At 30.3% G+C, this 21,339-nt stretch carries 19 protein-coding genes and 1 pseudogene; all 20 read left to right on the top strand.

The features are described from left to right. The first annotated feature begins 69 nt into the window (after positions 1-69). The 20 genes and pseudogenes from ACQQ6V_RS07960 to ACQQ6V_RS07865 all read left to right on the top strand — a co-directional run bounded on the left by ACQQ6V_RS07960 (position 70) and on the right by ACQQ6V_RS07865 (position 21,282). Positions 70-321, top strand: coding sequence for a hypothetical protein (locus ACQQ6V_RS07960; RefSeq protein WP_448845006.1), 252 nt, complete (start codon positions 70-72; stop codon positions 319-321). 48 nt (positions 322-369) lie between these two features. Beyond that, positions 370-975 carry a sugar transferase gene (locus tag ACQQ6V_RS07955; RefSeq protein WP_448845005.1) on the top strand — a complete coding sequence of 202 codons (606 nt, stop codon included), beginning with the start codon at positions 370-372 and terminating at the stop codon, positions 973-975. Next, entirely contained in the window at positions 968-1,582 is a 615-nt protein-coding gene (locus ACQQ6V_RS07950) for an acetyltransferase (protein WP_448845004.1), read from the top strand. The genes ACQQ6V_RS07955 and ACQQ6V_RS07950 overlap by 8 nt, the downstream gene beginning before the upstream one ends. Further along, the gene (locus tag ACQQ6V_RS07945) at positions 1,572-2,132 is read left to right on the top strand and encodes a sugar transferase (RefSeq protein ID WP_448845003.1); all 561 of its coding nucleotides are present in this window, start codon (positions 1,572-1,574) and stop codon (positions 2,130-2,132) included. Before ACQQ6V_RS07950 ends, ACQQ6V_RS07945 begins: the two co-directional genes overlap by 11 nt. 162 nt (positions 2,133-2,294) lie before the next feature. Beyond that, positions 2,295-3,448 (top strand): annotated as a pseudogene (locus ACQQ6V_RS07940) (DegT/DnrJ/EryC1/StrS family aminotransferase). A 119-nt stretch (positions 3,449-3,567) separates the two neighbouring features. Beyond that, complete coding sequence (locus ACQQ6V_RS07935) at positions 3,568-5,502, top strand: polysaccharide biosynthesis protein (RefSeq protein WP_448845002.1); 1,935 nt, start codon at positions 3,568-3,570, stop codon at positions 5,500-5,502. 41 nt (positions 5,503-5,543) lie between these two features. Further along, positions 5,544-6,350, top strand: coding sequence for a polysaccharide biosynthesis/export family protein (locus ACQQ6V_RS07930; RefSeq protein WP_448845001.1), 807 nt, complete (start codon positions 5,544-5,546; stop codon positions 6,348-6,350). A 405-nt stretch (positions 6,351-6,755) separates the two neighbouring features. Continuing rightward, positions 6,756-9,113 carry a GumC family protein gene (locus ACQQ6V_RS07925; RefSeq protein ID WP_448845000.1) on the top strand — a complete coding sequence of 786 codons (2,358 nt, stop codon included), beginning with the start codon at positions 6,756-6,758 and terminating at the stop codon, positions 9,111-9,113. A 140-nt stretch (positions 9,114-9,253) separates the two neighbouring features. After that, entirely contained in the window at positions 9,254-10,546 is a 1,293-nt protein-coding gene (locus tag ACQQ6V_RS07920) for an oligosaccharide flippase family protein (RefSeq protein ID WP_448844999.1), read from the top strand. Between the two features lie 2 nt (positions 10,547-10,548). Next, complete coding sequence (wecB, locus tag ACQQ6V_RS07915; RefSeq protein ID WP_448846186.1) at positions 10,549-11,709, top strand: non-hydrolyzing UDP-N-acetylglucosamine 2-epimerase; 1,161 nt, start codon at positions 10,549-10,551, stop codon at positions 11,707-11,709. Positions 11,710-11,801: 92 nt separating this feature from the next. Beyond that, positions 11,802-13,064 carry a hypothetical protein gene (locus tag ACQQ6V_RS07910; protein WP_448844998.1) on the top strand — a complete coding sequence of 421 codons (1,263 nt, stop codon included), beginning with the start codon at positions 11,802-11,804 and terminating at the stop codon, positions 13,062-13,064. A gap of 64 nt (positions 13,065-13,128) precedes the next feature. Then, positions 13,129-14,253, top strand: a complete 1,125-nt coding sequence (locus tag ACQQ6V_RS07905) for a glycosyltransferase family protein (RefSeq protein WP_448844997.1) — start codon at positions 13,129-13,131, stop codon at positions 14,251-14,253. 26 nt (positions 14,254-14,279) lie between these two features. Beyond that, complete coding sequence (locus ACQQ6V_RS07900; RefSeq protein ID WP_448844996.1) at positions 14,280-15,407, top strand: glycosyltransferase; 1,128 nt, start codon at positions 14,280-14,282, stop codon at positions 15,405-15,407. A 19-nt stretch (positions 15,408-15,426) separates the two neighbouring features. After that, a complete protein-coding gene (locus ACQQ6V_RS07895; RefSeq protein WP_448844995.1) occupies positions 15,427-16,251 on the top strand; it encodes a glycosyltransferase family 2 protein in 825 nt (274 codons plus the stop codon). Next, positions 16,248-17,150, top strand: coding sequence for an NAD-dependent epimerase/dehydratase family protein (locus ACQQ6V_RS07890; RefSeq protein ID WP_448844994.1), 903 nt, complete (start codon positions 16,248-16,250; stop codon positions 17,148-17,150). Before ACQQ6V_RS07895 ends, ACQQ6V_RS07890 begins: the two co-directional genes overlap by 4 nt. A gap of 2 nt (positions 17,151-17,152) precedes the next feature. Next, positions 17,153-18,112: an MraY family glycosyltransferase gene (locus ACQQ6V_RS07885; RefSeq protein WP_448844993.1), complete on the top strand. Its 960-nt coding sequence runs from the start codon at positions 17,153-17,155 to the stop codon at positions 18,110-18,112. 27 nt (positions 18,113-18,139) lie between these two features. Further along, positions 18,140-18,685 carry a dTDP-4-dehydrorhamnose 3,5-epimerase gene (gene rfbC, locus ACQQ6V_RS07880; RefSeq protein ID WP_448844992.1) on the top strand — a complete coding sequence of 182 codons (546 nt, stop codon included), beginning with the start codon at positions 18,140-18,142 and terminating at the stop codon, positions 18,683-18,685. Between the two features lie 85 nt (positions 18,686-18,770). After that, a complete protein-coding gene (rimO, locus tag ACQQ6V_RS07875; protein ID WP_448844991.1) occupies positions 18,771-20,075 on the top strand; it encodes a 30S ribosomal protein S12 methylthiotransferase RimO in 1,305 nt (434 codons plus the stop codon). A gap of 531 nt (positions 20,076-20,606) precedes the next feature. After that, complete coding sequence (locus ACQQ6V_RS07870; RefSeq protein WP_448844990.1) at positions 20,607-20,975, top strand: septal ring lytic transglycosylase RlpA family protein; 369 nt, start codon at positions 20,607-20,609, stop codon at positions 20,973-20,975. Between the two features lie 88 nt (positions 20,976-21,063). Further along, the gene (locus ACQQ6V_RS07865) at positions 21,064-21,282 is read left to right on the top strand and encodes a hypothetical protein (RefSeq protein WP_448844989.1); all 219 of its coding nucleotides are present in this window, start codon (positions 21,064-21,066) and stop codon (positions 21,280-21,282) included. Positions 21,283-21,339: the final 57 nt, after the last annotated feature.

The raw sequence follows: 21,339 nt of genomic DNA, 5'->3' as shown, positions 1-21,339 counted from the left end.
TTGTCTTCTTGTTGTATGGTTAGTTTTATAAATGAAAGTTTATATTTGTAATATAATTTAAGAAATTAAATGAGAAAATTAGTAATAGGAATTATAGTGTTAATTGGGTTGAGTGCTCACGCACAATATGCAAGTCAGGATAATAGGTTTGAGCAGTCTAACGCTGAAGCACCTATACAATCGCAAGTAGAGTCTAGTAATAAAGGTCCTGGTAATGTGGGTGAAAATTCTGCACCTATTAGTGACTATGTACCAATATTAATGCTTGTGGGCATTTTCTTAATCGTTGTAATTCAAAGAAAGAAAACAAATATTAATTAATCCATAAATCCGAAATGAAAATTTTGGATTTGTTATAGGTAATGAGTTATGTATCAGCGGTTTTTTAAAGTATTTTTTGATTTCTTTTTAGCGTTTATTGCGTTAGTTCTGCTAAGTCCAATCATTTTATTAGTAAGTTTTTTGTTAATGATTAGTAATAAGGGAAAGGTTTTCTTCTTACAGAAAAGACCAGGTAAGTATGAGAAGATTTTTAGCATTATCAAGTTCAAAACGATGACGGATGCTAGGGATTTTAATGGTTCTTTGTTGCCTGATGACAGAAGACTTACTAAGGTTGGTCGTTATATACGGCAATTTTCTCTGGATGAAATTCTGCAACTTATCAATGTTATAAAAGGTGATATGAGTTTGGTGGGACCTAGGCCATTATTAGTGGGGTATCTGTCTCTTTATACTTTAGAGCAGAAGAAGCGACATAAGGTAAAGCCTGGTATAACAGGATGGGCACAAGTTAATGGGAGGAATCATATTAGTTGGGAGAAAAAGTTTCTGTTAGATGTGGAGTATGTAGAGAGAGTTTCTTTTCTTTTGGATCTGAAAATTCTTTTTATGACGGTCAAAAAAGTGTTTTTACAAGAAGCTATTAACCAAGATAATCAGGTCGGTACAGAGCGTTTTAAAGGATATGAATAAGAATAAAATAGATATATTGGGGGCTGGTGGACATGCTAAAGTAGTCATAGAAATTGCAGAACTTTCACATCTAGAAATCAATAAAATATATGACTGTAATTCTGCACTTCAAAATATTTTAGATTATGAGGTGAGTGATAATTTAAAGGAAATGGCTTTATCAGAAAGTCTTTTTTTTGCTTTAGGTAATAATAAAGCAAGAAGAGATAATGCTATACTATATCCAAGGCATTTTATTAATCTTATTCATCCTGCAGCTACGTTGTCTAAAAGGGTGAAAATTGGTGCTGGTAATGTGATTATGGCAGGTGCAGTGATTAATAGTAGCGTTAGTATTGGAGATCATTGTATTGTTAATACATGTGCTAGTATTGATCATGATTGCAACATTGGAGATTACGTGCACATTTCTCCCAGAGTAGCACTTGCGGGCAATGTGCATATTGGAGAAGGGAGTCATATCGGTATTGGTGCAACGGTTAATCAGCAAGTCGTTATCGGAAAATGGTGTACAATAGGTGCAGGCTCTGTGGTTATTAATAATGTAGAAGATTATGGTGTGGTAGTTGGTAATCCTGGAAAAATGATTAAATTTAATGATGAATAAATTTGTAAAAAGATTATTTGATTTCTCATTTTCCTTATTGTTATTAATAATACTCTGGCCTTTGTTATTATTGGTATTGATTTTCTCGGCGGTAGATACAGGATCTAATGGTTTTTTTGTTCAAAAGCGAGTTGGTCAATATGGTAAACTGTTTAATATTTATAAAGTAAGAACCTATCATAAGAGGCATCATAAGGTTTCTAGATTCGGATTATTACTTAGAGGTTCCAAGTTAGATGAGTTGCCACAGCTTATCAACGTTTTAGTTGGTGATATGAGTATGGTTGGGCCACGGCCTGATATCGAAGGTTATTATGATAAGTTAGAAGGGGAAGATAGGTTAATTCTTAATTTGAAACCAGGTATTACCTCCGAAGCAAGTATTAAATATAGAAAAGAAGATCAGTTATTATCTCAACAGGGTTCCCCTTTAGAATATAATGATACAGTTATTTTTCCGGATAAAGTAAAGATAAATATGGAATATTATAGAAATCAATCTTTTATCGGAGATTTAAGAATTGTTATTAAAACGTTAACTTCTAGATAATATTGAATATAATTTATTAATATTGCAAAAATAATAAAAAATATAGTTGTTATTTGTTTGTTAAAGTCTACTTTTGTCAATCTAAAAAAGTGATGTAATTATCAGTAGTGAATCCTTCATGAGAATTAATCTAATATATCTTGAAGGTATAAGTGTATAAGAATGGGAAATAAGATTTGGCTTTCTTCGCCTCACATGGGTGGAACAGAAATGAAATATATAAAACAGGCATTTGACGAAAATTGGATTACGCCCTTAGGTCCTAATGTAGGCGGATTTGAGACAGACCTCGAAGAGTTTTTAGGAGAAAATGTCCATGTTGCAGCGCTTGTCTCTGGGACATCTGCAATACATATTGCCTTGATTCTATTAAATGTTAAACCTAATGATGATATAATTTGCCAAACTCTTACTTTTTCTGCTTCTGCTAATCCTATAATTTATATGGGAGCTAACCCTGTTTTTGTTGATAGCGAGATAGATACCTGGAATCTTTGTCCAGTCGCTTTAGAAGAAGCTATTCTAGCAGGTATTAGTAAAGGAAAGAAGCCTAAGGCTATTGTTGCTGTAAGTATCTATGGGATGTCCTATAAAGTAGATGATGTTAGGGCTATAGCAGACAAATATGATATTCCTATTATTGAAGATAGTGCAGAGGCATTAGGTAGTGCTTATAAAGGGGTTAAGTGTGGTACTTTTGGTGATTTGTCCGTACTTAGCTTTAATGGTAATAAGATTATTACAACGTCAGGAGGTGGAGCTCTTGTTGTTAAAGATAAGAAGAGTAAAGAGAAAGTAGTTTTTTTGTCTACACAGTCTAAAGATGATGCACCTCATTACGAGCATTCGGAGTTAGGCTATAATTATAGGTTGAGTAATATCTGTGCTGGTATTGGAAGGGGGCAAATGGAGGTTTTAGAAGATAGAATTGTACAAAAAAGATCTAATCATGAGTTTTATATATGTTTAAAGGTGTAGATTTTGTAAGTGTACATAAAGAGCCTAACGATGATTATTTTTCAAACTACTGGCTTACTACTATTCTTGTAGATGATAATAATGAAGAAGGTATAAGTAGAGAAGCTTTAAGGTTAGCTTTACTAGAGCGAAATATAGAATCTAGACCCTTATGGAAGCCTTTACATTTACAACCAGTATTTAGAAAATATGATTATTACGGGAGTAATATTGCAGAAAAACTATTTGAAAAAGGGCTTTGCCTTCCTTCTGGATCTAACTTAACAGAAGAAGAAAAAATGCGAATTCGAGATGTTATTGAGTTTTTTTTAATGAAAAAGAACATAGGGGTCAAATAATTAATATTTTTTTTAAAATTAGATTAATTGTCTTTAAAATTCATTAAATTTGATCCATAAATTTGTTTTCTATGCATTGTATAGTGCTAGGGGATGAATACTTTTAAGAAAAAACTCAAATGTTAAATAAAAGCACTTTCAAATCAAAAATCTATAAAGGAGATAACATAATCAATCTAACAGATATACGATATTTACCGAGATGGGTTATTTTTGTAATAGATATTTTATTTTCCATTCTTTCTATTTATGTGGCCTATTTTATCATGTTGAAGTTGACTTTAAGGCCTTATGATTCAGTAGAATTATTCAAAAAATCTTTTCTGGTTTTAGGGATTAATGTCTTTTTTATGTATGTATTTAAGACATATGCAGGTATTATAAGACACTCTACATTTATTGATTTGTTTAAAATTATGTTGGCTAGTATATGTACCTGCCTTGTAATTATAGGGTTTAATTTCTTTTTTGTCATTTTCGAAGGACAGAAATTAATTCTTAATTCATTCATAATCATTTATTTTTTATTGTCTTTTATGTTACTATTCACGTTTAGATTAGTAGTGAAAGAAATATTCCATTTTGCGAGAGAATTTACGAGAAGTAGCCTGAAGAAAAACATTATGGTTTTAGGTTTAGACGAGCAATCTGTTGCTATTGCAAGAGCAATATTGGATAATCCTAAGTTACCTTATAATGTAAAAGGATTTGTTTCTCTAAATAATAGTAGTAGTGATAAAGCAAAGTTATTAGGAAAGCCTATTCTGAGTAAAAATAAGTTTCTAAGTGATTCTTCAGATGAGTTGCTGATTGATGGTATTGTTCTTATAAAAGATTCTTTATCCAAAGAAGAAATGGATGAGTGGGTTAATATTTTATTAGAAAAAAATCTAAAAGTATATAAGGCGCCATCTGTTCAAAAGTTAAGAGGTACAGAAAATGCTAATTTTATTAAGACGGTTCAGATAGAAGACCTTCTCAACAGAAAGCCTATTAAGCTTAATAATGAGGAAGTGCAAAAAAGACATTTTGAGAAGCAAGTACTGGTAACAGGTGGAGCAGGATCTATTGGTAGCGAAATTGTTAATCAAGTTGCAAGCTATAATCCATCTTTAATTGTTATTATTGATCAAGCAGAAACACCTCTTTATACAGAAGAATTGGCTTTAAAAGAAAAGTTTCCTCATATTCAATTTAAATTCGTTTTAGCCAATATATCTAACATAGAAAGGATAGAACCTATTTTTAAAAAGTATAATTTTTCTATGGTCTATCATGCTGCTGCTTATAAGCATGTACCATTGATAGAAGAAAATCCTCACGAAGCTGTTAATGTAAATATATTAGGCTCTAAAAATCTAGCACTTTTAGCAAGTAAATATCAAGTTAATAGATTTGTAATGGTATCAACGGATAAGGCCGTAAATCCTACTAATGTTATGGGTGCTTCGAAAAGAGTAGCAGAGCTTTTTGTGCAATCACTTCAGAATTTGCCTAATAATAAAACTAAATTTATTACAACAAGATTTGGGAATGTACTAGGCTCTAATGGCTCTGTTATTCCACATTTTAAAAAATTAATAGAAAAAGGAGGTCCTATAACCATTACGCATCCTGACATTGTAAGGTATTTTATGACCATTCCAGAAGCTTGCGAGTTAGTATTACATGCTGGTACTATGGGTAATGGAGGCGAAATTTATGTCTTTGATATGGGAGAGCCAGTTAAGATATTAGATCTAGCGACAAGAATGATAAAGTTATCTGGTTTTGAACCTAATACAGATATTAAAATTATTTTCACAGGATTACGACCAGGCGAAAAACTTTATGAAGAATTGTTAAGTGATGACACCAAAACTTTACCAACTTCTCATGATAAAATATTGATTTCCAAAGATCCAACCATGGACTTTGAAGAAATAGAACAATTAGTTAACGAAATTGTAATTTCAGTATTACAACAAGATAAAGTTAAAATTGTAAAATTGCTAAAATATATTGTAAAAGATTTTAGAAGCAATAATTCTGTCTATGAGTCGTTAGATAAATAAGTTTATATTATATTTGCAATTCTACAAGAAAACGTAGCCTAATGAGAAAAATTTATTTGAGCCTAGTTCTAGGTACAATATTATCGCTTGCATCATGCACTACAAAAGATAATATTAATTATATGAGAAGTGTGGATAATGAGATTGCCTCACAAGTTGCTTCTCAATCTTCAATTAATACTATTCAGCCAGGAGATCAGTTAGTGATTACCGTAATAGCAAAAGATGATGATGTTGTAAGACCTTTCAATAAAAATTACTCATCAACTGAGGGAACTCAATATTCACAACCTAACAGTAATCAACCAACACAAGCTCAGACAAAAGCGTCTTATGAGCCTACCTATATCGTAGGTTCTGACAATAATATAGATTTTCCGGTAATTGGTACAATTGATACAAAAGGAAAAACTATAGAACAGCTTAAAGAGGATTTAAAAGCAAAAATTTCTAAATATGTTATTAACCCAACGGTTAATATTAGAAGTAATAATTTTAAAGTAACTATACTGGGAGAGGTTACTAAGCCAGGTCATATTATTATGCCAGAAGGACAGGCTGTCACATTACTAGCTGCGTTAGGTATGGCTGGCGATCTAACCATATATGGAGAGAGAGATAAAGTTATGATCATTAGAAATGTTGATGGTCAGATAACCCAACAATACGTTGACCTTAGAAGTAATGATTTTGTTAAGTCTCCATATTACTATCTTAAACAAAATGATACGATAGTTGTTAGTGCTAATAAAGCAAAGAGAAACTCTTCTTGGTTTGGCCCTCAGACTGGTATTTGGATTTCTGTCGCTTCTATTATTGTGACAATACTTGCACTAGTTCTTAAATAGAAAAAGATAATTAATATTTAAGTTTTTATATAAAATTACTTAAATAATTAATGAAACAATTTGATATTATTTTTTATAAAGTAATATAAGATTGTGGAGAATTTACAAATCATGTAATGGAGTGTTATAAATAGAATGAGGTAAAAGATGGTGTTGCTTTTTGATTTTAATACGTGAAACTATTAAAAACAATGGTCCACTAGATGTAAAATTACATAAGCCAAAAGTGTTTATTTACTAATGAAGTAATAATTGTAAAGATGATATTCCAACATTTGTCTTAGTTTATTAAAAAACACGCTTTATCATATGAAGGTTAGTAATTAATCTTTAAAGAAAACTAACTATTAAAATTATAAAAAAGAAGGGAAAAGTAATTTCTTCGTAAAAGATATATTAAAAAGAATGGAACAACAGACTAATAACCAGGAAATTAAAGTTAAAGAAATGATTACGCCCTACCTAAGGAAATGGCCTTGGTTTGTAGTTTGTGGTATATTAGCTGTATTAATTTCTTGGGCTACTTTAAAATTTGTTACTCCTATATATAAGATACAAAGTAGTGTATTGATAAAAGATTCTAAAGGCTCTAGTACATCAGGAGACTTAGGGATGTTGCAGGAGCTTAGTGGTTTAGGAGGAATGAAAACTAATAGTGTGGATAATGAAATTGAAATTTTCAGATCTAAGGAAATAATGAGAGAAGTGGTACTATCTCAAAATTTGCAGACTTCATTATTCGTTAAAAGTGGTTTTCAAACGGTAGAACTTTATAAAGAGTCATCACCTGTTACTGTAAAGGTTCTATATGAGATTCCTGATGAAGATTTTCCTAAAGAACCTATATTAATGAAAATTGATAAAAGTGGGTTTACTTTATCATCAAAAGAATTGAAAAATCCTATTAAAGGACAATATAATCAGACTATTTCTTTACCTTATGCTAAATTATTAATCACCAAAAACACTCACTTTAATCATAAAAAAGTAAAAAACGCAGATTTTAATAATCTAGAATTATATGTTTCAAGTTTCGAGGGAAAGGTAGGAGAATTACAAAATATCGTTAATGTAGGCTTGGCAAGTCGAGAAGTGACAGTGCTTAATCTTTCTATTAATTATCCACAGATTGAGAAAGCCAAAGATATTATTAATGCCTTAGTTAGTGCTTACAATCAGGACGCTATATCAGATAAAAACTCTGAGTCAAAAAAGACTTTAGATTTTATTGACGATAGAATTGGTAAAATTTCTGTTGAACTTGGCGATGTAGAGATTAGAAAAGAAGAATTTAAAAGTAAAAATAAGATTACAGATATTGCGGTAGAGACAAAAATAGATTTAGAAAGTTCTGCTGCTGCTAGGATAAAACAACTAGAAATAGATTCGCAATTAGAATTAACTAATACATTATTAGATTTTGTATCAAAACAAGATAAGTATTCATTATTACCTACTAATGTAGGTCTTAATAGTACAGAAGCTTCTAATGGTATTAATAATTATAATCAATTAGTGCTTCAACGTAATAGATTACTAGAATCTGCTACACCAGAACATCCAGCGATAGTTGAAGTTACCAAACAAGTTAACGGCTTAAGATCTACAATTGTACAAAGTTTACAACGTAATAAAGCAGGATTGGAGCTTGCAAGTGGGGAGTATGTCACTGAGCAAAACAAAGTTGCTGGTAAAATTTCTAATGTTCCTAATTTAGAAAAATTGTATCGTGTAATAGAAAGACAACTAATGATCAAGGAGAGTCTATACATGTTGTTATTGCAAAAGAGAGAAGAAACTGCAATTTCTATGGCTATTGCTGCGCAAAAAGCAAGAGTAATAGATAAGGCGTATGCTTCTGATAAACCAGTTTCTCCCAAGAAAACACTTGTATATTTAGGGTCATTATTTATAGGATTATTAGTTCCATTTGGGATAGTTTATGTTAGAGAATTATTAAATAACAAAATTACCACTAAGAGCGATCTTGTAAAATTAACCAGTACATCCGTCCTTTCTGAGTTACCTTCCTTAGAGAGAAAGTCTTCGGAGATTGTGGAGTTAAACGATGTTACTCCTATGGCAGAAGCCTTTCGTATATTGGTTACTAATCTTAAATTTATTTTGCCCAAAAAAGAAAGTGGTAAGATTATTTTTGTTACATCCACTGTTAAGGGAGAGGGTAAGACCTTTACATCAGTTAATCTAGCGCTTACATTAGCCACCCCGTCCAAAAAAGTTTTAATTGTTGGTTCTGATATTAGAAATCCACAATTACAACGTTATGTTAATGGTAGTAAAGGTTTCTTAGGATTAACAGAATATTTATTTTCTAATCAAACTTCCAAAGAAGAGATTATTAAACATAACTTCTTTAACCCTAGTTGCGATGTAATTTACTCAGGAATTATACCACCTAACCCGACAGAATTATTAAGTAATGGTAGGTTTGAACAATTGATGGATGAAGTAAAATCGGATTATGATTATATTATTATAGACACAGCACCACTATTATTAGTTACAGATACCTTCTTGATATCAGATAATGCAGATGCAACGATATATGTTACAAGATCGCAATATACAGAGAATGCACTTATAGAATTTGCAAACAATAATATTGCAGATAAAAAAATTAAAAATGTTGCATTTGTACTTAATGATGTTAGTAAAAATAATTTTGGGTATGGTAATAAATATGGTTATGGTTACGGATCCGAAGAAAAAAACTGGTTTGATAAAATAAAGGCTAAGTTTTAAATAGCAATAAATTAACTCGTTGCTTATGTAAAAATTTAGAACTGATTAATAATAAAGGATATATTGATTTAATAAATTAATATATAAAGAGAAATAAATGTTTTAGTATCTATAATTAATTGTTAATCAAAAATATAAAATTGAAAAGCAAAATAAATAATATCCTACTTTTACCGCATGTTCAGAGGTTTGTTAAGAGTGCTTCTTGGTCTTTAATTGGAACAGTTTCTGGGAAGTTTCTAATGTTAGTAGCTTTTATCATTATTGCAAGGATTATCGGTAAAGAAGAATATGGTAAGATTGGTGTACTTAGATCTACAATTACTATGTTTATGGTTTTTTCGAGTTTAGGTATGGGATTAACATCTGCTAGATATGTTGCATTTTATAGGAATAATAACAAAGAAAAAGCCTATCAGATTCATGTTGCATCTAACCTGGTTGCTATTATTTTTGGATTGGTAATTTCTTTTATTGTTTTTATTTTCAATACAACAATTACTAATTTATCCTTTGGTTCTGATGAGTTAGCATTTTCTTTAAAATTGTGTATTATAGCTTTGTTTTTTAGTACAGTTTCTAGTGCACAAAGCGGTACTTTAACTGGTTTTGAAGATTTTAAAAGATTAGGAATCAATAACTTAATATATGGTATTGTACAGTTTTTTCTAATTATTTTAGGCGCATATTTTTGGGGAACTAATGGGGTGATTGTTTTTTTGGGGATTTCTGCTTGTGTTTTTGTTATTCTTAATCAAATTTCTATTAAAAAACATTTTGGATTATCATTTAAAAATATTAGAATATTTACTCCTGATATAAAAAGCATTTTCATTAAGTTTTCTCTCCCAGCAATGCTTTCTACATTTGTTGCGTTGCCAGTATTATGGTATGGCAAAGCTATATTAGTAAGAATAGGAGGGTATGGGGAAATGGCTGTTTTTGACGTTTCAGAACAATGGTATCTCATGGTATTATTTATACCTAACTCTATTGGCGCAATTATACTACCAATGCTGTCTAATGCACTTTCTGAAGAATCAGACTCACAATATCATAAGTTATTAAAACTTAATTTATTAGTCAATTGTGGTGTTGTATTAATTCTTGCATTAATAATTATGTTATTAGCCCCTTTTATTTTGAAGTTGTATGGTAGTAACTTTACAAGCTACTTACCTTTAAGAATTTTGTTATTGGCAGCAGTATTACAAACCATTAATAGTGTATTAGGACAAGTAATAGCTAGTAAGGCGAAAATGTGGCTTGGATTTGCTGTAAATTTATTATGGGGTGTTGGTTTTCTCATTTTAGCTTATATATTCGTAGGATATCTTCATTTAGGAGCATTAGGGTTAAGTTATGCTTTTTTAATTAGTTACCTTCTACATTCGATAGTTCAGGCTTTTATAACCTATAAAATTACAATTTAGTGATGAAAACAATTCTGATAGTATTTGGTACACGTCCGGAAGCTATAAAAATGGCGCCATTAGTAAAAAAATTAGAACAATATAAAGAGCAGTTTAAGGTGTCGGTATGTGTTACTGCTCAGCATAGACAGATGCTTGATCAGGTTTTAAGGCTCTTTGAGATAGTTCCTGATTATGATCTTAATATTATGAAAGAAGGACAAGATTTATATGATGTTACATCTATAGTTCTTGTTAAGATGCGTGAAGTATTAACTCAAATAAAACCAGATATAGTTCTTGTGCATGGAGATACAACAACTTCTATGGCAGTTGCATTGGCTTCTTTTTATCAAAAAATACCTGTAGGACATATAGAAGCTGGGCTAAGAACTCACAATATATATAGTCCTTGGCCTGAAGAAGTAAATCGTCAATTAACAGGGCGTATTGCAACATATCATTTTGCACCGACTCAACTAAGTTGTCAAAATTTATTAGATGAGAAAGTTAAAGAGAGTAATATTATTATAACTGGTAATACGGTAATAGATGCATTGCATTGGGTTGTTGACAAGATAGATAATAATCAGAAAATGTCAACTGAAATTGGAGATATGCTAATTAGTCTTGGCTATGATTATTTACGACTTGATGATAATAAGCGAGTAGTATTGATAACTGGACATAGAAGAGAAAATTTTGGAGAAGGATTTCTTAATATATGTAAAGCATTGAAAGAGTTAACTAAGTTATATCCATCTGTTGATTTTATTTATCCAATGCATTTAAACCCTAATGTAAGAAAGCCTATTAATGATATCTTTGGAAGTGAGAAACCAGACAATATATTTTTTATAGAACCTCTAGATTATTTACCGTTTATTTTTTTAATGAAAAAAAGTTTCTTAGTCTTAACAGACAGCGGAGGTATTCAGGAAGAAGCACCAGGATTAGGTAAACCAGTTTTGGTAATGCGAGAAAATACAGAACGCCCAGAAGCAGTAGAGGCGGGTACTGTCCAATTAGTTGGTACCCAGTATGATAGGATTGTAGAGGGCGTGTGCTTGTTATTAGATAATGAAAATCATTATAATGCAATGGCAAGAGCAAGCAATCCTTATGGGGATGGGAAGGCTAGTGATAAAATAATACAATTTCTTATTAATAAATTAAACAATTAGTAATGACATTTGCAGGATATTTTGCAATTTTTTTTCTAATAATTATTATAGTTAAAAAAGGTTTTAAAGCAATAACAGATCCATTGTTTTGTATGAATCTGATTTTCTTATTTTTCTTCGGAATAAAAGATAAAGTTGAGCTTACAGAAACATCAGAACTACTATTATTTTTCTCTTTTATAATTTTTATGTCTGCTGCTTACTTTAGCAGTAAGAGATCACATAAAAAAATTATTGATTTTATTAATAATAAAAATAAATCCTTCCATAAGTTTGAAATAAAGCCATTAAAGCCCAGGCAACAACTTTTTCTTTTTATAATTGTTTTGTTATATGTTGTAATAGATTTTAGTTTTAATGCTTGGTTATATGGATCTTTTGAAAAGGCAGTTACGCGTTTTTACTATAGATTACCAGATAAAGAAGATATACCTTCTTTTTTAACAATAATTGTTTTTTCATTATATTCTGTTTCGTCTTTAATATTATTTGTATTAAGTTATAATAGTGCGCGTTTTAAAACAAACTCATTATTTCTTAATCTTAGTTTTTTTGCATTGGCATTGGCTGCATTCCCGAGAGGAACAAGAGGGGCAATAATATCATTATTAATTATTATTGTATTGGCTAATATTATTGTTGCTATTAGAAATGATAAATTTGGATTAAGAAAATTATTGTTTAATCCAAAATTATTATTTCCTGCTGCTATCGTTTTGTTATCTTTTTTGGCGTTGTCATCTATTAGAAATAAAGAAATAGATAATCTGGAGATGTTGCAGACAACCATTGCAGAAATGGACTTTTCTAAGTCACAGCAAGACTACAATTCTGCTGAAGGAGATTTATTATTAGTCGATTATCAAAAGTGTATTGAGAGTTTTGGTACTGCTGTTACTTTTTTACCTATAGATTATACTTTAAAAGCAGTTGTATTTAACCCTATCCCAAGAAGTATATGGAAAAATAAGCCAGTTGGTTTTGGTGTCGCATTAACAGAGGTAAAAGCAGGAGGGCAAAACTTCGATTACGAATATCTGGCAAAACACACATGGTCTAATGCCGCAGGAATAGCAGGAGAAGGTTGGGCTAATGGAGGTATTTTAGGTTTAATATTATATTCGGTCTTAATGGGGATATATGCGGGTATATTGGCTAAAGTCGTCAATACATTCTTATTGTCAGATAACTATGTGTCATTATTAATTGCTTTGTTATGTTTTCTAGCATCTCTCTTAACTGTAAGAGGAGATATATTATCGGGTATTACGCAGGGATTTTATCCAATACTTTTTTTTCTAGTAATTTTATTCTTTCTTCAACCTTTTGTAAAATATAAATACAGATTTTCATAATTTTGAAAACAAAACGTTAGGGATTAATTTTTAAGTTAAAATAATTAGTTATAGACTTTGATAGATGAAAAAAGTATTAATAATTCATAAGAATACTGTTGAAAATGAGCCTCCAACACAGATGGTTATTCAACATTTAGTTGATTTAGGAGTATCTGTTAAGTTGGTGACTTTAGGCTTAAATGATTATTGGAAAAAAAATCTTAATGATAAAGGGGTTGATGTAGTAGATTTGGGACTAAGCTCTTTCATTAGTTTAAAAAAACGATCTATAACTAAAAAAATTAAGACTTGGTTGCAATATAGAAAACAAGTTGTACTAGAATTATCAAAGGCAGAAAACAAAGATTCTTTGATCTGGTTTGTAGATGCTGATAGTATTGCGCCACTTTTATATACTAATATTTTAAATAAATTAGATTTTGTATTACATATTTTAGAAATGTATGACCACTCATCTTTTTATAAATATGTATTGAAAAAATATATTAATAAAGCCAAAAAAGTAGTAGTTTGTGAGGAGAACAGGGCGGCTATTTTTAACGTATGGTTTACTCCTTCTCTATATCCAATTGTACTTCCTAATAAACCATACCAATTATTAGATAATAAAGAATCAAAGCTTTTTTTAAAGAACAACTATCCTGATCTTTATGATGCCTTAACAAGAAGAAACAGTAAAATTGTATTGTATCAAGGTGTGATATCTCCAGAAAGAGATTTATCATTTATCTTAAAAGCGATTAGCGAGTTAGGGGAAGATTTTATCCCAGTTATCATGGGTAGAGATTTTGGGATGTTGGATCATTATAAAAAAATATGTCCAGGCTTAATACACATTTCATTTATTCCATCACCACAGCATTTATATATAACTTCATTAGCGAGAGTTGGTATATTAATCTATGATCCTATATCATTAAATCAGATTTTCTGTGCACCTAATAAAATATTTGAATATTCTGGATATGGAGTACCTATGATCGGTAATAATATCCCTGGTTTATCTATGCCTTTTCAAAAATTCGGTTGTGGTAAGATATTTGGAGCAGTTAATGATACAACAGAAATAAAACAGATGATACTGGAGATTGATAACAATTATGATCAATTTTCAGAAAAAGCGTATGCATTATATAATGCAGTAGATAATAAAAAAACAATCCAATCTATTTTAAAAGATTTATAATCTTTATTAATATATAATTCATCAAGATGAACCTAATTATCAATACAACCACATTAAGTGGAACTGGCGTTACGCAAGTTGCTGTTTCATTTATTTATGAGTGTATTGCTTTTTCAGAAAATACATACCATATCTTTTTAAGTAAAGCAGTTTCTAAAGAAATTAATGTTAATGATTTTCCTATTAATTTTAAATTTTATCAGTTCGAAAATCATCCTTTATATGGATTTAGAGGGATTTCTATAAGAAAACGATTAAGACAACTGGAGAGTTATATAAAACCCGACATTGTATTTTCTGTTTTTGGTCCAGCTTGTTGGACTCCCAAAACTAAACATTTTACAGGTTTTGCTAATTCTTATTATGTTTACCCAGAATCTCCATTTTTCAAAAAAATATCTGTTAAAGATTTTGTAAGGATTAACTTAATGAAATTGGCGCATCGTTATTTTTTAAAAAGAAATGGGAAGTATTTCTTTTGTGAAACAGAGGATATGTCCAAAAGATTAGCTAGATTTTTAAATACCGATAGTTCTAATATTTTTACAGTTAGCAATACTTATAATAAATATTTTGAAAAAGATGCTTCGACATCGGATAAGCAGTTGTTGCCAGATGTTGTTAATAAAGAATACAGATTTTTGTCATTAGCATCTTTTGATATTCATAAAAACCTTACTGTAATAAATGAAATTGTACCAATCTTAGATAAACAAGATCTAGAAAAAAATATAATGTTTATTTTAACGATTGATCCTCAAAAATATGAACTGCATTTTACGGATGAAGCCAAGTCAAGAATAATTAACCTTGGGAGAATAGATGTAAAAGATTGTCCACAATTATATTCAGAATGTCAAGCTCTTTTTTTACCAACTTTAATAGAGTCATTTTCTGCTAACTATCCAGAAGCCATGAAAATGGAGATTCCTATTCTTACATCACATTACTCATTTGCTACATCTATATGTGACAATGCTGCACTTTATTTTAACCCTTTGGATCCAGAAGATATTGTCGAAAAAATAATCCAAATTGTTAATGATCATGAGCTTTCTAACCAATTGGTTAATAATGGCAAAGAAAGACTTGTTACATTTGGAAATGCAAAAATAAGAGCCAAGAAATATCTGGATGTACTTAATTCTATTTAATATAAATTAGTCAATTAAAATGTTTGTAACCGCTAGTATTGTTTGCTATAAAAATAACAGAGAAATTCTTTTGGAAGCTATTAATAGTTTCCTTAATTCTGCAACAGATTATCCAATATTTTTATATTTAGTAGATAATTCGCCAACAGATGAGCTTAAGACAATTGTAGAACATCCTAATGTCGAATATATTTTTAATCCTTCTAATCCAGGATTTGGAGCAGCACATAATATTGCTATTAAAATGGCAATGGAGAAAAATAGTACGTATCATTTGGTTTTAAATCCAGACGCTTATTTTGATAAGGATGTCATTAGAAAGATTACCGATTATCTAACAGTTTCTCCGGAAATAGGAAACATAATGCCTAAAGTACTCTATCCTGATGGTACAATCCAGCGCTTATGTAAACTTCTCCCTACGCCATATGATTGGATTGGAAGAAGATTTAACCCATTAAAAAAAATGGTTGAAAACAGAAATGAGATTTTTGAAATGAGATTTACTGGCTATAATAAGATTATGGAAGTACCTTATCTTTCTGGCTGTTTTATGTTTTTGAAAATTGAAGCTCTACATCAAATTGGTTTTTTTGATGAGAAAATTTTCATGTATGGGGAAGAAACGGACTTGTGTAGAAGATTGATAAAAGGCGGATATAAGACAATTTATTATCCAGAAGTAAATATATATCATCATTTTGAAAAAGGATCTCATAAGTCATGGAGATTGACTAAAATAGGAATGCAATCTGCTATCTACTACTTTAATAAATGGGGATGGTTTTTTGACCGTGAGAGAACTAAGATTAATAGGAACATTCTAAAGTCTTTAGGTAGATGAAAATAGCAATTTTTGGAGCCACAGGATTTATAGGTAAAAATCTATTGAAAAACCTAGATAATAATTACGAAATAAAAGCAGTTTCGCTACGTGATAAAAATTGGAAAAGTGAAAATTACGAATATGATGTTTTTATTAACCTAGTTGGTAAAGCTCACGATCACAAAGGGACAGCTACAGAGAATGATTATTTTTTTGTTAATGTAGAATTGATCAAGCAGATTTTTGATGCTTTTCTTCGGTCAGAAGCAAAAGTTTTGATTCATATTAGTTCTTTAGCAGCCTTAGAAGAGTTTGAAAGTACTGTGGATCTAACAGAAAATCATACGCCAAACCCACAGTCTTTCTATGGTAAATCTAAAAGAGAAGGAGAAAAATGGTTATTAGAACAAGACATACCTGAGAATAAAAAAGTTATTGTTATACGTCCTCCGATGGTACACGGAGCTGGAGATAAAGGAAATTTAGGACTTTTATATAAATTGATTTCTAAGGGAATTCCTTATCCATTGTCTAGCTTTGATAATTCTCGATCATTTATTTCCATTCATAATTTTTCATTTTTTATTAATGAAATTATTAAAAATACAGATAAATTAGATACAGGTATTTATCATATTTCTGACGATGAAGCTATTTCTACAAAAAGAATTATAGACCTTATTAAAAAAATCGAAAATAAAAAAGTTATCAATCTTGCTTTGCCAAAATTTATAGTAATGTCAATTGCCAAAATCGGTGACATTATTCCTATTCCACTTAATACCAAAAGATTGAAAAAAATGACTAGTAATTTAAAAATATCCAACCAAAAAATAAAAATAGCTTTAGGTATAGAAAAACTTCCCTTAACTGCTGAAGAAGGATTAGAGATTACTATTAAAAGTTTTAAAAAATAACTATGATATACTTATTAATCATAATAGCGCTATTCGTTTTAGAGTTGGTATATTTCAAAATTGCCGATAAGTTTAATATTATTGATAAACCCAATGAGAGAAGTTCGCATACGCAGATTACCTTGCGTGGAGGAGGTATAATATTTTATATAGCAGTCTTACTTTATTTCGTAATTTCTGGTTTTCAATATCCATATTTTTTCTTGGGATTGACAATGATAACGATGGTTAGTTTTATGGATGATATCATGACTTTATCTAATAAAATTAGGTTATTGGTACAGCTTATAAGTATGTTATTAATGTTTTATCAGGTCGATATGTTCTCTTTGTCGTGGTGGATTATTCCAATAGCTTTGGTGGTTTCTATTGGGACAATTAATGCTTATAACTTTATGGATGGTATTAATGGGATAACAGTTTCTAATAGTTTGGCAGTGCTTATTTTGCTAGCAATCGTCAATTATAACATTTCTTTTGTAGATGTTGATGTTATTTATTATACCATGTTGTCATGTTTAGTATTTGGTTTTTTTAATTTTAGGAATAAAGCTAAGGCTTTCGCTGGCGATGTAGGGTCAGTGGCAATAGCTTTTATTATATTATTTCTTTTGGCAAAATTAATTGTATCTACTAATAATATAATATATATCTTATTTCTTTTGGTTTATGGCTTAGACGCGGTATGGTCAATTGTGAGACGTATTCTCAGAAAAGAAAATATCTTTGAAGCGCACAGATCACATTTATATCAATTTTACGCTAACGAAAATAAAAGCAATCGTCTATTAATTTCTTTTGTTTACGGGATTGTTCAATTATTAATAGGGATTGTAATTATATATGTTTCTCAAGAATCATTAACTTGTCAGTTGCTTTTTAGTACTGTGTTGCTGGTATTAGGAAGCTTGATTTACTTGTTTTTAAAACAAAACTTAATTAAAAAGTTTGATATTAAATAGACTATAATTTTCAAAAAAAATAAATAAATGAAAATAAAAGAAACACCACTTAAAGATTGCTACATCATAGAACCAACAATTTTTGAAGATGATAGAGGTTACTTTTTCGAAAAATATAATGAAAAAAAATTCGAAGAACTAACTGGCATTAATGGGCATTTTGTACAAGATAATATTTCGAAATCATCTTATGGTGTATTAAGAGGCATTCATTTACAAAAAGGAGAACACGCTCAAGCAAAACTAGTCTCTTGCCTTGAGGGTAAGGTCTGGGATGTTGCAGTAGATCTGCGTAGAGAGTCACCTACATTTGGACAATGGTTTGGTATAGAATTAACAGAAGAAAATAAGTTGCAGTTGTATGTTCCTCGCGGTTTTGGTCACGGTTTTGCGGTGTTGAGTGATACGGCGATATTTGCGTATAAATGTGATAATTTCTATAATAAAGAATCGGAGGGAGCTGTTGCTTGGGATGATGCTGATCTTAATATCGACTGGCGATTAGAAAAAGAAAAAGTTATTTTATCAGAAAAAGATAAAAATTCTCCTAGTTTTAAAGAAGCTAATTTTTGAATTAATACAAATAACATTATTATATAAAGAACCAATTTTAGGTTCTTTTTTTTATACCTAAATTTGCAATCTCAAAAATAATATAATGCGTACAAAATCAGTTGGTAAAAAGAAAATCAATATTGTAACACTTGGATGTTCTAAAAATGTCTATGACTCAGAAGTTCTTATGGGACAGCTTGAGGCTAACGGAAAACAAGTTGTACACGAGGAGAAAGGTGACGTTGTTGTGATTAATACCTGCGGATTTATAGATAACGCAAAAGAAGAAAGTATTAATACCATTTTAGAATATGTTGATCTTAAGAATCAAGGTATTGTTGAGAAGGTTTTTGTGACGGGATGTTTATCAGAAAGATATAAGCCAGACTTAATTAGAGAGATTCCTGATGTGGATCAATATTTTGGGACGAGGGATCTTCCTATTTTATTAAAGCATCTAGGAGCAGATTATAAACATGAGTTAGTTGGTGAGAGATTAACGACAACGCCTAAACATTACGCTTATCTTAAAATCTCGGAAGGTTGTGATAGGCCATGTTCTTTCTGTGCTATTCCGCTAATGAGGGGCGTACACACTTCTACACCTATCGAAAAGTTAGTGATAGAAACTCAAAAATTAGCAAAAAAAGGTGTCAAAGAATTGATCTTAATTGCTCAGGACTTGACATTTTATGGATTAGATATCTACAAGAAAAGAGCATTAGGCGATTTATTAAAAGAGTTAATTAAAGTTGAAGGCATAGAGTGGATTAGATTACATTATGCTTTCCCTACGGGTTTTCCAGAGGATGTACTGGATATTATAAAGTCCGAGCCTAAGATTTGTAATTATATTGATATTCCGCTACAGCATATTAATTCTGAAATTTTGAAAGCAATGAAACGCGGAACAAGCTTTGAAAAAACCAACGCTTTGTTGGATAAGTTCCGTGAGAAAGTGCCAGATATGGCCATTAGAACAACGCTTATTGTTGGTTTCCCTGGAGAAACTGAAGAGCATTTCGCAGAACTGAAACAGTGGGTTAAAGATCAGAAATTCGATAGATTAGGATGTTTTACGTATTCTCACGAAGAAAATACGACTGCCTTTGTGTTGGAAGATAATGTGCCAGATGATGTTAAACAAGCTCGTGTAGAAGAGATCATGGAAGTCCAATCACAGATTTCTTGGGAAAAGAATCAAGAGAAAATTGGTAAGGTTTTCCGTTGTATTTTTGATCGTAAAGAAGGCGAGTATTTTGTGGGACGTACAGAATATGACTCTCCTGATGTTGATAATACGGTTCTTGTATCCGCTGAGAACACGTATATCTCTATTGGAGATTTTGCTAATGTACATATTACCAGCGCAGAAGAATTTGACCTTTACGGCGAATTAGTAGATTAAAAATCATATAAATGGTAAAAAGCTCTGAGAAATCAGGGCTTTTTTTATGATGAAAATTGTCTTTTTCTTAATTTTTCTATTGTGGATGGTTAAGGTGTTGTTTATTAGTTAGTTATGTTTTCTATAATCGATTTAATTTTAATATTTTAGTGTATTTTGTCTTTTTGGTGTTTATTATTGATAATAATCTGGTTTTTTTTAAAATTTAGTTAGAATAATTTTATAATTATGATATTGTTTTGTAATATATTGTTTTTTATAAAAATTAAGTATTTTTTATAAAGTGTTTATTTATAGTTGTTTATAATGTTTTGTTGATGTTGTTTTTTAAAAAACATTGTATTTTTTTTAACAAAACTCTTTAAAATTTAACATTCATTAACATTCTTTATAGAAGCCTATGATTAAGCAGAATAGCGTAATGATTAATTTAATTTTAACATTTCATTAACGTATGTGCCCCGAAAAGTTGTCATGTAGTGGTCAATCAAAATATCTTTGCAGAGTCAAAACAAAAAAAATATGTTCAAAATGATAAAGAGATTCATTCTTGCAATCATAATGATGATTTCAACACTTGGTATTTATTCTTTCAAAAATAATACCACAGATGCCAAAACAAGTTTTGCATCATTCTACCATAGTAAGTTTGATGGTAGAAAAACGGCTAGCGGAGAAACTTTCGATAATGATGAGCTTACCGCAGCTAACAGAAGCATCCCTTTCGGGACTAAGGTTAAAATTACTAATCTTAAGAATGGGAAAAGTGTGGTTGTTAAAATTAATGATAGAGGGCCTTTTACAAAAGGAAGAGCCTTCGATATGTCACAAGCAGCCTTTAAAGCAATAGGAAGCCTAGCCGCTGGTCATCTTCCTGTTGAGTATGAAATTGTTGATTAAGAGAGAGTTTAAAGTTAGTAAGCCACCTTTGTAAAGAGGTGGTTTTTTATTTTTATGATAATCTTATTTTAGTTCAAATTAAATTGAGATGAATAATAGTATAGAAGATGAATTTATCACTTTTAAGTCAGAATTATCAAAATTAGGGATTAAGGTAATTTCAATTAGTAAAGTTGGTAATGGCAGTATGTCTTTTCATGAGGTTTTTTATAAATCTCCAAAATATGATGAAGTGAAGAGAGTATATGTACAGCGACAAGATTTAGATCTTTGGGTTGAGAAGTTTAAGAAAGCTTATTTGGATTAAAATATTTTGACTTTATAGTGTTCTAGATGTAATAGATTTTAGTTTTCGGTTGTTTTA

It is taken from the genome of Chryseobacterium electrogenes (genome assembly GCF_053553015.1).
The sequence above is the reverse complement of the archived record's forward strand: the minus strand, read 5'-3'. Positions and strand labels throughout refer to the sequence as shown.